This is a genomic window from Rhizobium sp. P2_G9, from assembly GCF_056403475.1.
The window spans coordinates 30335-42740 of the sequence record NZ_JBFUFK010000022.1 but is presented as its reverse complement, the minus strand read 5'-3'; the positions used below and the strand labels follow the sequence as shown (position 1 = coordinate 42740).

Annotated in this window: 12 protein-coding genes; 4 read left to right on the top strand and 8 right to left on the bottom strand. The window is 61.2% G+C overall.

What is annotated here, in order from left to right; genetic code table 11:
• Window positions 1-194: 194 nt before the first annotated feature.
• The 8 genes from AC1DYF_RS19185 to AC1DYF_RS19150 form a co-directional block, all read right to left on the bottom strand.
• A complete protein-coding gene (locus AC1DYF_RS19185; protein ID WP_477878349.1) occupies window positions 195-1205 on the bottom strand; it encodes a zinc-dependent alcohol dehydrogenase in 1011 nt (336 codons plus the stop codon).
• A 9-nt stretch (window positions 1206-1214) separates the two neighbouring features.
• Complete coding sequence (locus tag AC1DYF_RS19180; RefSeq protein ID WP_477878348.1) at window positions 1215-2255, bottom strand: branched-chain amino acid ABC transporter permease; 1041 nt, start codon at window positions 2253-2255, stop codon at window positions 1215-1217.
• Window positions 2252-3115 (bottom strand): branched-chain amino acid ABC transporter permease, encoded by an 864-nt coding sequence (locus tag AC1DYF_RS19175; RefSeq protein ID WP_477878347.1) that lies wholly within the window; start codon window positions 3113-3115, stop codon window positions 2252-2254. The genes AC1DYF_RS19180 and AC1DYF_RS19175 overlap by 4 nt, the downstream gene beginning before the upstream one ends.
• Window positions 3102-3842, bottom strand: coding sequence for an ABC transporter ATP-binding protein (locus AC1DYF_RS19170; protein WP_477878346.1), 741 nt, complete (start codon window positions 3840-3842; stop codon window positions 3102-3104). Before AC1DYF_RS19170 ends, AC1DYF_RS19175 begins: the two co-directional genes overlap by 14 nt.
• Window positions 3839-4567 carry an ABC transporter ATP-binding protein gene (locus tag AC1DYF_RS19165; protein WP_477878345.1) on the bottom strand — a complete coding sequence of 243 codons (729 nt, stop codon included), beginning with the start codon at window positions 4565-4567 and terminating at the stop codon, window positions 3839-3841. Before AC1DYF_RS19165 ends, AC1DYF_RS19170 begins: the two co-directional genes overlap by 4 nt.
• A 19-nt stretch (window positions 4568-4586) precedes the next feature.
• Window positions 4587-5891 carry an ABC transporter substrate-binding protein gene (locus tag AC1DYF_RS19160; RefSeq protein WP_477878344.1) on the bottom strand — a complete coding sequence of 435 codons (1305 nt, stop codon included), beginning with the start codon at window positions 5889-5891 and terminating at the stop codon, window positions 4587-4589.
• 26 nt (window positions 5892-5917) lie between these two features.
• Window positions 5918-6778 carry an SDR family NAD(P)-dependent oxidoreductase gene (locus AC1DYF_RS19155; RefSeq protein WP_477878343.1) on the bottom strand — a complete coding sequence of 287 codons (861 nt, stop codon included), beginning with the start codon at window positions 6776-6778 and terminating at the stop codon, window positions 5918-5920.
• Window positions 6779-7434: 656 nt separating this feature from the next.
• Window positions 7435-8427 carry a LysR family transcriptional regulator gene (locus tag AC1DYF_RS19150; protein ID WP_477878342.1) on the bottom strand — a complete coding sequence of 331 codons (993 nt, stop codon included), beginning with the start codon at window positions 8425-8427 and terminating at the stop codon, window positions 7435-7437.
• A 235-nt stretch (window positions 8428-8662) separates the two neighbouring features.
• On the opposite strand from AC1DYF_RS19150, the gene AC1DYF_RS19145 reads away from it, so the two are divergent.
• The 4 genes from AC1DYF_RS19145 (at window position 8663) to AC1DYF_RS19130 (ending at window position 12356) form a co-directional block, all read left to right on the top strand.
• Entirely contained in the window at window positions 8663-9619 is a 957-nt protein-coding gene (locus tag AC1DYF_RS19145) for a VOC family protein (protein WP_477878341.1), read from the top strand.
• An 8-nt stretch (window positions 9620-9627) separates the two neighbouring features.
• Entirely contained in the window at window positions 9628-10290 is a 663-nt protein-coding gene (locus tag AC1DYF_RS19140; RefSeq protein ID WP_477878340.1) for an alpha/beta hydrolase, read from the top strand.
• Between the two features lie 44 nt (window positions 10291-10334).
• Complete coding sequence (locus AC1DYF_RS19135; RefSeq protein ID WP_477878339.1) at window positions 10335-11609, top strand: ABC transporter substrate-binding protein; 1275 nt, start codon at window positions 10335-10337, stop codon at window positions 11607-11609.
• Window positions 11610-11795: 186 nt separating this feature from the next.
• A complete protein-coding gene (locus AC1DYF_RS19130) occupies window positions 11796-12356 on the top strand; it encodes a putative glycolipid-binding domain-containing protein (RefSeq protein ID WP_477878338.1) in 561 nt (186 codons plus the stop codon).
• Window positions 12357-12406: the final 50 nt, after the last annotated feature.

Sequence of the window (12406 nt, the reverse complement as noted above, 5' to 3'; positions counted from 1 at the left end):
TTGCCCGCGCTCACGCTCGCATCCCGCGTAATGGGTGAATATCGCCTTTCTCGTTTGGCCGAGCGTCATCTACTCGAAATCCACGCCGATTCCGAAGACATGTTTGGGCGCTATCAAGCAGACGCTTATCTAGCCGGTCTGGATCGCACTTTCGGACTGTTGGCCGACTTTGACTTAGGTCGCAATTTCTAGGATCACGAGCCAAACGGATCGATCAGGACCTTGCACTGCGTCGTCCGCCGTCGAAGCGCTTCGAAGGCACTGGGCATGTCGGCGAGCCGCACGGTTTCCGATATCAGGTGTTGCGGCGCGTAGCGACCGGCATCGAGCGCATCGATGGCTGTCTGGAACTCATGCATGTTGAAGAAAACCGACATGATGATCGTGACCTCCTTGGAGATCGCTCGGAAACTGTCGAGATGGTCGCGCGGTGTGCAGAGGCCGAGCACGACGACTTTGCCTCTCGGCCGGACGAGGCCGATGCAATGATCGATCAGGCCCGGCTTGCCGACGCATTCGAAGACGATGTCAGGCTGGCCACCGAGCGCTGTTTCGATGTTCGGCTGAAGCTCGGCATCCGAGGCGACGAAGGCGCTGGCGCCGAGTTCCATTGCTCGTTGCTCTTGWAAGCTGTGCAGGTCGGTTACCGCTACACGGCCCGCACCCAGCCGCCGGGCCCAGAAGGCGACGGCAAGCCCGATCGCGCCGGCGCCGACGATCAGCACTTTGTCGCCCTGCTGCATCTTTGCCTGCATCAGGCCGTGCAGCGCCACCGACAACGGCTCGGCCAGAGCGCCATCGGCGGCGCTGATCCCGACCGGAAGCTTGCGGCACTGGCGGCCGGTAACGGCAGTATATTGCGCATAGCCGCCGCCGATCAGCACCATCTCAGAGCACCAGGCGGGATCGCCGGCAAGGCAGCTCATGCAGTGGCCGCAGCCGCTGTTCGGCGCCACCGATACATGGTCGCCCACTTTGAAGCCGCCGGCGTCCGATCCAACCTCGATCACCTCGCCCGAGAATTCGTGGCCAAGGATATCGCCGGCGCGTACGCCGAAGACCGGATCCTCGGTCATGTGCAGGTCGCTGCCGCAGATGCCGCAGCGGCAGACTTTGATCAGCAGACTGTCGCGCTTCGGTTTTGGGTCCTCGGCATCGGCGATGCGAAGCGGTTCGCCGATCTTGTCGAACAGGGCGGCCAGCATGATCTTCTCCTATGATCTCAAAAGCTTGCGACCCGTGGGGAACCACGGTGCGTCGACATGCCGGGAAAACACGCCCCACAGCCCGCCGCGGACATAGAGCGCCACCAGCAGGGTCAGCACACCGAGTACGACCATATAGGTTGCCCCATATTGGCTGAAGAAGCGATCGGCGACAAAATAGATCAGCGCGCCGATGATCGGTCCTTCAATCGAGCCAATGCCGCCGACCATGACGATGAAAATGCTGATGGACGCCCAATTCGGATCGTAGGCCGAGGGCGGGGTGATGCGCAGCTGTGACATCGAATAGATCGCGCCTGCCAGGCCGCATCCGATCGCCGCAGCGATGTAGATCAGAAACCTGAGCCGCTTGACATTGACCCCCTGGCTTTCCGCCGCGACCGGATTGTCCCGCATGGCGGTCAGGGCTAGTCCATGGCGCGAACGTAGCAGCCAGTAGGTGCCGCCGACGGTGATAAGCAGCATGAGGCCGCACAACGTCATCATGGCGATTTCGCGGTGGTGCAGGCTGTACTTCGCCATGACCCGGAGCGTCAGGCCGGCCCCGGCATTGACATAGCCGAGATTGGAGGTGAACAGCCGGAAGACTTCGGCGATCACCCAGGTGCCGATGGCAAAATAGGGGCCATCGAGCCGATGCAGCAGGCCATAGGCCGGCACGGCGAGCGCGGCCGGCACCGCCAGGCAAAGCGCCACGGCCGCAAACGGATTGATGCCGAAATTCAGCGCCAGCACGAACAGCGTGTAGCCGGCGACACCCATGAAGGCCTGCTGGCCGACCGAGACCAGGCCCGCGTAGCCGGCGAGCAGGTTCCACATCTGCGCGACGGCGATGTAGCAGGAGAGCTCGACGACTTGGCGGATGGTGCCGGAACCCGCCCACCACGGCATGGCGAATACGGAGATCAGCGCCATGACGGCGATGGTCTGGGCGATGCGGCTCGACAGCGTCTGCCGCTCGATCCGGACTTTGGACGGCGCGGACGAAATGGTTTCGGAAAGGGCGGCGGAAACGGTTGCCTCGCTCATTTATACCTCTTGGAAAGTAGGCCTTGCGGCCTTGTGGCGAGCACGAGCAGGAAGACGACATGGCCGGCGAGGATGCCCCAGCCGGGATCGGCGCGAAAGCCGATCGCTTGCGAGATGCCCAGCACCATCGAGCCGAGAAAGGCGCCCCAGATCGAACCCATGCCGCCGATGATCACCGCCTCGAAGGCGTAGATCAGCTGCGCCGATCCGTCCGCAGGCGACACGGTCGAGCGCAGCGACTGAAACACACCGGCGAGGCCCAGGATACCCACCGCGATCGCCGTCGCTGCGGCGTAGACGGTGCGCGGGTTGACGCCGGTCATGGCGGCGGCTTCCGTGTCGGCCGAGGCGGCGCGCAGCGCCCTTCCAAAGCGGCTATAGCGCAGCAGGCCGTCGAGACCGCCGGTGAGCGCGACGGCCAGGACCAGTGCCAGGATCGGCAGGACGCCGAGATAGACGCCGCCGATATTCACCGAGGCCGCCTCGATGCCGCCGCCGGGCAGCGACCGCGTATCGGCGGACCAGATTTGCAGCATCAGGTTCTGCAGGGCGATGGACAGGCCGAAAGTGGCGATCAGCGACGGCAGCGGATCGTCGCCCACGACCTTGTTGAGGATCAGCCGCTGCAGCAGCCAGCCGACAGCCGCGGCAAGCGGCACCAGCATCAGGATCAGCGTGAAAGGCCCGAAACCGAACAGGGCCGCGAGCGAAATGCCGATCAGCGCCATCAGGATGACGAGGTCGCCATGGGCGATGTTGACGATCCGCATGACGCCGAACATCAGCGCCATGCCGAGCGCATATTGGGCATACATGCCGCCGAGCAGTATCCCCTGGATGAGTGCGTCAACCCATTGCATGGCCGGCTCCGAAATATGCGCGCGCGATACTGTCGCGATTGATGTCGGCAGATTTGCCGGAGAGGGTGATACGGCCTTCGAGCATGCAGTAGAGCCGGTCCGATGCGGCCCGTGCCCGCTCCACGTCCTGCTCGACGAGGATGATGGCGGTGCCGGCCCTGGTGATCGAAGGTAGCGCCTCGTAGATCTCGCCGATCACCTTTGGCGCCAGCCCCAGGGAAATCTCATCGCAGAGCAGAACGCACGGTTGGGCAAGCAGCGCGCGGCCGATCGCCACCATCTGCTGCTGGCCGCCGGACATTTTTTCCACCGCTTTCCTGCGCATCGCCGGCAAGGCCGGGAAAAGCTGGTAAACCCGGTCCAGCGTCCATCTTGTAGCATCGACGCCGGCGGCGCGGGCGTGATCGATCGCCACTTTGAGATTATCCTCGACGCTCATGCCGGCAAACAGCCGCCGACCTTCCGGCACCATGGCGAAACCCCGCTTGACCATGACATGCGGCTTGGAGCCGCCGACCGGCTCGCCATTGTGGCGGATCATCTCCCTTGCCGTCGGCTGGAGCCCCATGATCGAGCGCAGGAAGGTGGATTTGCCGGCGCCGTTGGCGCCGATCAGCGCCACCGTCTCGCCCGGCGCGATGTCGATGTCGACGGAGAACAAAGCCTGGAAATCGCCGTATCCGGCGATCAATCCATGCGTAGACAGGATGGGTTTGGCCTCCGTCATGCTTCAATCCCCATATWGACGCGGCGGACATTCGGGTCGGCTATGACCTCCTGCGGGGCACCCTCGGCAATCTTCTCACCGAAGTTCAGCACGATCATCCGGTCGGCGGCGGCCATGACGGCGTGCAACACGTGCTCGATCCAGATAACAGTCACATTGCGCTCGCGGACGCGTTTAACGAGCTTTACCAGTTCGCCGGATTCATGTTCCGTCAGCCCGCCGGCAATCTCGTCGAGCAGCAGGAGTTTTGGGTTGGTGGCCAGCGCACGGGCCATTTCCAGCCGCTTGCGATTGAGGAGCGTCAGCGATCCCGCAGGCACATTGGCTTTATCACCGAGCCCGCAATCGTCGAGGATCGCCGCGCAGTGATCATAGGCATCCCGTTCGGAGCGTGAGGCGCCGAACATCGCCGCGACCAGCAGGTTTTCGAATGTGGTCATGGCGCCATAGGGCTTGGGGATCTGGTAGGTCCGGCCGATGCCGCGTTGGCAGCGCCTGTAGGGCGGCTCGTGTTGCAGCACGGCGCCGGAGAACAGGAGTTCCCCGGCGTCGAGCCTCAGGTCGCCGCTGATAAGATTGAAAAGTGTGGTCTTGCCTGCGCCATTCGGTCCCAGAACGCCCAGGACCTCATTGGCGCGAACCTCGAAGCCAACCTCGTGGATAACGCGGATGGCTCCGAAGGATTTGCAAAGACCCTCTGCCTGCAAAAGCACTTGGTCATTCATGCGGATGCTGCTTCTCCCATCAGGTCCCGCTGATCAGCTCCATTTTCTGCTCCGGCTTCAGCACGTCCGGATAGAGCGCGTTGTCGACGATCTTCAGATCATAGGGATATTTTGCGCCCTTGACCCATTGGCCGCCAAAGATCGGCGTCTTGCAGATGTTCGGATGCGGCTTGCCGGTGAACTGGATCTTGCCAACGAGTGTATCGAGATTGATGGACTTGGCGGCGTCGCGGTTGGCGGTGCGGTCGCGCGGATCGGCGGAGCGCTTGAGGATGTCGGCTACCACCTCCCAGATCGCATGCGCATAGCCGAGCGGCTGGATCCATTCCTTGCCGACGTCCTTTTCCCAGATTTGCGCAATGTCTGCGCTGGTCTGGCCGGTCAGCGACGACTTGTAGGGGAAAGCCGGTGTCCACCAGACTTCGGTCGACATGCCGTTGCCCAGCGCGCCCATGGATTCGATGCCCGAAGGGAAGAGCAGGGCGGCGGCCACGGTGACCACTTTGGGCTTGTAGTTCTGCTGGCTGCACTGGGTAATGAAGGTCTTGAGGTCGGACGGATAGGCGATGCCGCCGATAATGTCGCAGCCCTGTGCCTTGTACTCGGCGATCTGGGCCGAGAAGTCATTGGTGCGCGGCTGGAACATGCTGGGGATCACGGTCTGGAAACCGGCTTTTTCGACGGTCGGCGGCAGGCCGTAGTCGCGATTGCCCCAGGTCTCGCCGTCGGCATTCTGCGGGAAGAGCATGCCGACCTTCTTGTTGGTTTCGACCGATTTCCACAGGCCGACATAGGTGGCGAGCACGTCTTCCAGGCCCCAGAAGAAATGGTAGTTCCATTCGAAGGCCTTGTCGGCGCCGCCGCGCGGCATGATGAAGGCCTGCCAGGGAGAGCCGGCGGAAATGGAGGGGCAGCCATAGAGTTCGGCCTGGTCGGCGACGTTGTTGTTGACATCCGTCGTCGAGGCCGGAACGATGAGATTCACTTCGTCGTTGAGGATCAGGTTGCCCGCCAGTTCGGCCGCTTTGTTGGGATTGGATTGAGCGTCCTGGACGATGATGTCGATATTGTATTTCTTGCCGTTGTTAGTGATGCCGCCGGCCAGCAGTGCCTTGATCTTTTCGACGGTGTACCCGTCGGCTTCGCCGAACGGTGCGAGTGGTCCGGTCATCGGGCTCACATAGCCGACCTTAATTGTCTCGGCCGTCTCAGCCCGCAGGATGCTGGGCATTGCCAGCGTGGCGGCGCCGGCGCCGATGCTTTTCAGCACGGTGCGGCGCGATGCGGCACCCCGTAGGATGTCGGATGTGTTGATAATGCGCATTGGGTTCCTCCTCCCGATTGTACTTGTTACGCCGTCGCCTCCCGCGACGGCGGTATGAAACGTATTGCGTCCTCCGCCGGACGCAGAGACAGTCCGCCGTCGATGACGATGTGCGAGCCGGTGACGTAGGATGAAGCCGGTGAGGCGAGATAGAGTGCGAGCCCCTTGATCTCGGATGTCTCGGCCACCCGCCCAAGCGGCGACCACATGTCGAATGCCTTGCGATCTTCGGCAAATCGCATGCGCCCGCCGGCTATGTTGGTGATGAATGGGCCGGGCGCGATGGCGTTGACCAGGATGTTGTAACGGCCGAGTTCCATCGCGGCCTGGCGGACGAAATGGGCGACGCCGGCCTTGGCGGGCAGATAGGGCGTTCCGATAATGCCGTCATTGTAGATTGCCGCAATCGACGAGGTCGCGATGATCTTGCCGCCGCCGGTGCGCTTCATGTGCCTGGCGGCAAGCTTGACGGTGTTGAAGACGCTGGTCAGGTTGGTGGCGATGACCTTGTCCCAATGGTCGTCGTCGAGATTGTCGATTTCTCCCTCGGGATTGCGCTCGCCCTCGGGGGTGAGAAAGCCGGGACCGGCGTCGATGCCCGCATTGGCAAACACCACGTCGATCCTGCCGTGCTTTTCGGCCACGGCGTCGAAGGCGTCAGCCATGCGTTTGCGATCCGTGACATCGACCTGCTGGCCCCAGACCTCGGCGTTACCTTTGCCCAGGGCTGCCACGGTTTGATCAATGCCCTGCTGGTTTAGATCGAAGATGCAGACCCTGGCCCCGTTTTCAGCCATCACCTCGGCATAGGCACGGCCCAGCCCGCTTGCGCCGCCGGTGACGATAATCGATTTGCCCGTGACGTCGAACATTTCCTGAGGCGACATGCTTTCTCCCATGTAATTTCATCTCGCATGGCCAGCTCGGCTCTGCGCAACCCGATAGAAATCCGTGTGGCCCGCTGTCGAAAGGCAACGGATTCCCCTTTGAGCCCGAGCTGAGATTGGAGTCCGCTCAAGATCTGTTAAGTCGACAAAAATGCTACAAAATCGTGCGCGGAGAAGGCTGACCGACAGACAGGCAAAAAGACCTTCGCCCGTTTTATTGCCAAGGCAGCCGCCTTGTCCGTTCTCGGTCATCCCGCGTGCGATGTCGCGAACCGCCAATGCAAATCCCTTTGGGGTGGATCATCGGTTCGTTCGTGGAATTCACCTCCCAAGTCATTCCTGATCGAAACCTTGAGCAACTTAGAGACAGGTCGGAAATGCCGTCAAATTGTTTTTACGGACCTGCGCTCTTCGTTCGCTTGGCTGTAATAAGTGCCTGATAAATTTATATTTTTAAAAATATGCTACGGGTCGTGCTAAACGGTTAGCGACAATGTTTTTATGAATTCATCAAATCGAGTTGCTGAAATCATCAAGCCTCGTGGATCGTCAATCAAAGAAGCTGCGATCAGCGCACGATGGCCAGTCGATCCCGCTGAACTGACTCATCGCGACGATGAATTCCCCGTGCAGATGAAGTCGAAACGAGCGAGCGCTCACTCCGCATTGCCGCTGCGTTCCCGTTCGGGCAGGAACGGCCCCTGGCCCCAGACGATCGATTTCTCATGACGTTCGATCACCTTTCTCAAGTCCATGAACTCGCTGGCGATGTGCTCCTGGAGCTTGCGGCAGGCGGGATTGGGGTAGGTCTTGCGCTTGGTGATGATACCGAGCGTGCGTTCCGGCTGCGGGATGTCGACGGGTACGATGGATATCTTGTTCTCCTTGCGAAAGGAGAAGACGACGGAATGCGGCAGGATCGCCAGCGCATCCGTCGCGGCAATGTAGTTGATGACCGAGAGCAGGGAGCCTCCGGAGTAGCGGATCGACAATTCGCTTATGCCGAGCGTGATCAGGATATTGTGCAGATCGAGCACCAAAGGCGAACCCGGCAGCGGTGCCACCCATGGATATTTGACAATATCGTCGATCGTCAGTCTACGCTTACGGAGCAGCGGGTGGCCAACGCCACAGGTGAGCACGTTGCGTCCCGGAAGGATTGGCTGGAATTCGAAATCAGGCTTCAGGTCGGCGCTTCCGATCGGCGTGATCGCCATGTCGATCTGGCTTGAATCGAGCTCGTTCAGCAGATCCGGCATGTTGCCATAGGATTGTTCGACCATGATGTCGCGCTCGCGGACCTGGAACGAAGCGACCATGTTCGAAATCACCGCGTCCATGAAGAAGGGCACGCCGCCGACCTTGACCCGCCCCGAAGCGCCGGACTGGTAGCTGCGCACGATCTCCACCGCCTTGCGGGAGGCGGCCAGAATGGAGCGCCCCTGGATCGCGAGTTGCTGGCCGAGCGGCGTGGCTTGCAGCGGCCGCTTGCCGGGAACGAAGAGCGGTTCGCCGATCCGGTGTTCCAGCATCGAGAGCGTGCGCGAAACAGCGGGCTGACTCATCCCCAGCATCGCCGCCCCTTCGGTGACGCCGCCCGTTTCAACCACCGTCGCCAGTTGGACAAGATGCCGCTCGTCGATCTTCATAACAAATCGCTATACCGAGTATGAGCAATTTTATCAACAAGGCGGCGCATGGCCTGTATAGTCGATCTGCTTTGGGAGGAGTTGCGACTGATCGGTGGCCGCGTTGGGGATGCAGCTTGCTTGCCTGCATCCGCCGAGGGGCGTTTCGCCAGCCCATATTCAGGACACTTAGCAAAATTCTTTGCCTATGGATCACCTTAGGATCCGCTCGACTACACTTGGAGGAGACCAAACAATGTCGTTGATATCCGGCTACCACCATCTGACAATGAGCACTGACAGCGCGCAGGACGACTACGATTTTTACACCAAGACGCTCGGCCTGCATTCGGTCAAACGCACAGTGCTGTTTGACGGCGTCATCCCCGTCTATCATCTCTATTACGGCTCGAAGAATGGCGACCCGTCGACCATCGTCACCACCTTCCCCTTCCGCAAGCCGGGCATTTTTGGCAAGCGGGGCACCAACCAGTCGAAGATCATCCAGCTTTCCATTCCGGTCGGCGCCGCGCAGTTCTGGGTCGATCGCCTGAACGGCAGGGGCATATCGGCCACCAAGACCAGCCGCTTCGGCTTGACGCGCGTGGCACTCACCCATCCCTGCGGCATCCATCACGAACTGGTGGAAAGCCCCGCCGACAGCCGCGAGCCGATCACCAATGCCGCCCACGGGATCGGGCCGGACCATGGCATCAAGGGCATCTATGGTGCAGCCATAGCCGTCTTCGACCGCACGTCGATGGACGATTTCCTCACCGTCGGTCTCGGCATGAAGAAGGAAGCCGACTCCGACGAGGGACTGATGTTCTCGGTGCCCAATCCGGGCGGTCCGTCGAGCATGGTCGAGGTCCTGCACGAGGCCTCCGGTCCGCAGGGCACCTGGACGCTGGCCGGCGGCACCATCCATCACCTGGCGCTCAACACCGGCAATGAGGAAAACCAGCTCAAGCTCAAAGCGCATATCGAAGGTCTCGGCTTCACCGACGTCTCCGACCAGAAGGACCGCAACTATTTCAAGTCCTGCTATGTGCGCTCGCCGGGCGGAGCGCTGTTCGAGATCGCCTGGTCGGTCGAAGGCGGCTGGGCGCTGGACGAACCAGTGGGCGCCATCGGCACGACCCTGGTTTTCCCGCCCTGGTTCCAGGACCGCAAGGAAGAACTGATGGCCGGTCTCGAGCCTGCGAACTTCTGAGCACGGCCATGAGCAGCCATCTCAAACCCCTGCAAGCCGGAGTGCTGCCGGCAGACGCCAAAGTGCTCTGCGTCTTCGTCCACGGCCGCACGCAGTCGCCGGAGGACATGATCGCGCAGGTCGTCGACAAGCTTGCTGCCGACGGCGTCGCCTTCGCCCTGCCGCGGGCGGAGAACAACAGCTGGTACGCTGCGCGCGCCACCGACCCGCTCAACGACGTAACGCGCCAGCAGCTCGGCGCATCGCTTGATTATATCCATGGGATCGTCTCCGCATTCCGGCAGTTGGGCGGGCTCCACAAGCCGGTCCTGGTTGGCGGCTTCAGCCAGGGCGCCTGCCTGACGCTGGAATATGCCATGCGCTACGGTCCCTGGAACGGCGCCATGGTCAACCTCACCGGCTGCCGCGTCGGCCTGCAGAACGACGAGCGGCCGCATGCCGATCTTGACAACATGCCCGTCTACCTGACCGGCTCGGACGACGATCCATGGGTTCCGGTAACCGCCTTCGCCGCGGCATCGGAGGCGCTCGGCAAGGCGCGGGCCAAACTGCGTTGCGAACTGTTTCCCGGCCGGGCGCACCAGGTATCCGACATGGAGGCGGCGGCCGTCGGCGCCATCCTGTCGGATCTCGCCAAAGGCCAGACGCCATTCCAGAGGCTTGCAGCATGATTGAGACGTGACCCAACGCGTATAAATCACAAAGGGAGGAACACATGATCACGCGCAGAAAATTAATGAAGGCCACGGCCGCGACCGGCCTCACCCTGTCGCTGGGCGGGCTTGCCGCGCCGGCGATTGCCCGCAACGCCAAGATCAAGATCGGCTATGTCAGCCCGCAGACCGGCCCGCTCGCCGGCTTCGCCGAAAGCGACGCCTATAATATCAAGGCTTTCCTTGCCACCGATGCCGGCAAGAATTTCGACATCGTCGTCAAGGACAGCCAGTCCAACCCCAACCGGGCTGCCGAAGTCGCCAAGGAGCTGATCGTTTCCGACAAGATCAACCTGATGCTGGTCGCCTCGACGCCGGAAAACACCAATCCGGTCGCCACCACCTGCGAAGCCGAGGAAATGCCCTGCATCTCGACAAAGGCGCCATGGCAGCCCTGGTTTATCGGCCAGCAGAGCAATCCTGGCGATCCGTCGAGCTGGAAACCGTTCAAATACGCCTATCACTATTTCTGGGGGCTGGAGGATGTCATCGCCGTCTTCACCAATATGTGGAGCCAGCTCGAAAGCAACAAAAAGGTTGGCGGCTTGTTCCCCAACGATGCCGATGGAAACGCCTGGGGCGATCCCAAGGTCGGCCTCAAGCCCGGCCTCAGCGCCGTGGGCTTCGATCTCCTCGATCCCGGCCGCTATCAGGACCTCACCGACGATTTCACCGCCCAGGTCAACGCCTTCAAGGGCGGCAATTGCGAGATCATCACCGGTGTCGTCATCCCACCGGATTTCACCACCTTCTGGAACCAGGCCAAGCAGCAGGGCCTGCACCCCAAGGCGGTGACGGTGGCGAAAGCCATCCTCTTTCCGCAATCGGTCGAGACGCTTGGCCCCGCCGGCCACAATCTCTCCTCGGAAGTCTGGTGGTCGGCGCAGCATCCGTTCAAGTCATCGCTCACCGGTCAGACGGCCGCCGAGCTTGCAGCGGATTTCACCGCCAAGACCGGCAGGCCCTGGACCCAGCCGATCGGCTTCATCCATTCGCTGTTCGAAATGGCGACCAATGTCATGGGCCGGGTCGACGATATCACTGATGCCGATGCCGTCGCCGAGGCAATCGCGAAATCGGATGTCCAGACCATGGTTGGCCACATCGTCTGGAACGGTCAGGGTGTTCCGCCTTTCGCGGCCAAGAACGTCACCAAGACACAGCTGGTCGGCGGCCAATGGCGGCGCAAGGACGACGGCAAATTCGATCTGGTGATCGTCGACAACAAGACGGCGCCGAATATTCCTGCAGCCGGCAAGATGGAGGCGCTGGTCTAATCTTACTGCGTCATAAGTTTACGCTTTCCGTGGATCATTGCTCCTGGAGCAGCCTGGACATCGTTTAAGGCTGTGAGAGAGTGCGACGGTCAGTTGTCTTCGGATGGCGGCGATCGACGTGACGAGCCCTTTACAGACATTCAGCCTCTTTATAGTGTTCTCTTAATGTTCACATGGGAGGCATCGATGAAGGCTGTCGTTCGTTGGCGCGATTGGGACGATGAAGGTCTTGAACATTGTGTCTGTCGCCAGGACGATAACGGCCTGACCCTTGAGGGAGTGGTCGCCGGAACTCATGGAGGGCATTACTTCGTTCGCACGGATGCTGCCTTCAGGACGCGGGAGGTTCGTGTCGGATATGTCGATGGCCCTCGATTGCACGTCGAATCTGATGGCGAAGGACGTTGGCACGATCTCATCGGGAACGAGCCAATACCAGCACTCGACGGCTGTGTTGATGTCGATATCGGGATCACGCCGGCAACGAACACGCTCCCGATAAAGAGGCTGAAGCTGGGGGAACGTGAAAGCCGGGATATTGCAGTCGCTTATGTGCCGCTGCCCGATCAGATCGAAGGGTATTTTCTGCCCCGACGTGCCGAACAACGCTACACCTGCCTGACGCCACATCGGCGTTACCGCTATGAGGGCCTGTCGAGTGGCTTTGCCGCCGAACTTGAAATCGATGGGCATGGTCTTGTGCTCGACTATCCAGGCGCGTTCCGAAGGGCTCCCGCCGCAATGTGACCGACCGCATATGTGCTTGGCTTCGACGAAAACCACGACCCCGCGCTGCA

Excerpts from the sequence above, each read along its gene's own strand:
- AC1DYF_RS19180 (WP_477878348.1), bottom strand. The coding sequence starts at position 2,255 with ATGAGCGAGGCAACCGTTTCCGCCGCCCTTTCCGAAACCATTTCGTCC.
- AC1DYF_RS19175 (WP_477878347.1), bottom strand. The coding sequence starts at position 3,115 with ATGCAATGGGTTGACGCACTCATCCAGGGGATACTGCTCGGCGGCATG.
- AC1DYF_RS19170 (WP_477878346.1), bottom strand. The coding sequence starts at position 3,842 with ATGACGGAGGCCAAACCCATCCTGTCTACGCATGGATTGATCGCCGGA.
- AC1DYF_RS19160 (WP_477878344.1), bottom strand. The coding sequence starts at position 5,891 with ATGCGCATTATCAACACATCCGACATCCTACGGGGTGCCGCATCGCGC.
- AC1DYF_RS19155 (WP_477878343.1), bottom strand. The coding sequence starts at position 6,778 with ATGTCGCCTCAGGAAATGTTCGACGTCACGGGCAAATCGATTATCGTC.
- AC1DYF_RS19150 (WP_477878342.1), bottom strand. The coding sequence starts at position 8,427 with ATGAAGATCGACGAGCGGCATCTTGTCCAACTGGCGACGGTGGTTGAA.
- AC1DYF_RS19145 (WP_477878341.1), top strand. The coding sequence starts at position 8,663 with ATGTCGTTGATATCCGGCTACCACCATCTGACAATGAGCACTGACAGC.
- AC1DYF_RS19140 (WP_477878340.1), top strand. The coding sequence starts at position 9,628 with ATGAGCAGCCATCTCAAACCCCTGCAAGCCGGAGTGCTGCCGGCAGAC.
- AC1DYF_RS19135 (WP_477878339.1), top strand. The coding sequence starts at position 10,335 with ATGATCACGCGCAGAAAATTAATGAAGGCCACGGCCGCGACCGGCCTC.
- AC1DYF_RS19130 (WP_477878338.1), top strand. The coding sequence starts at position 11,796 with ATGAAGGCTGTCGTTCGTTGGCGCGATTGGGACGATGAAGGTCTTGAA.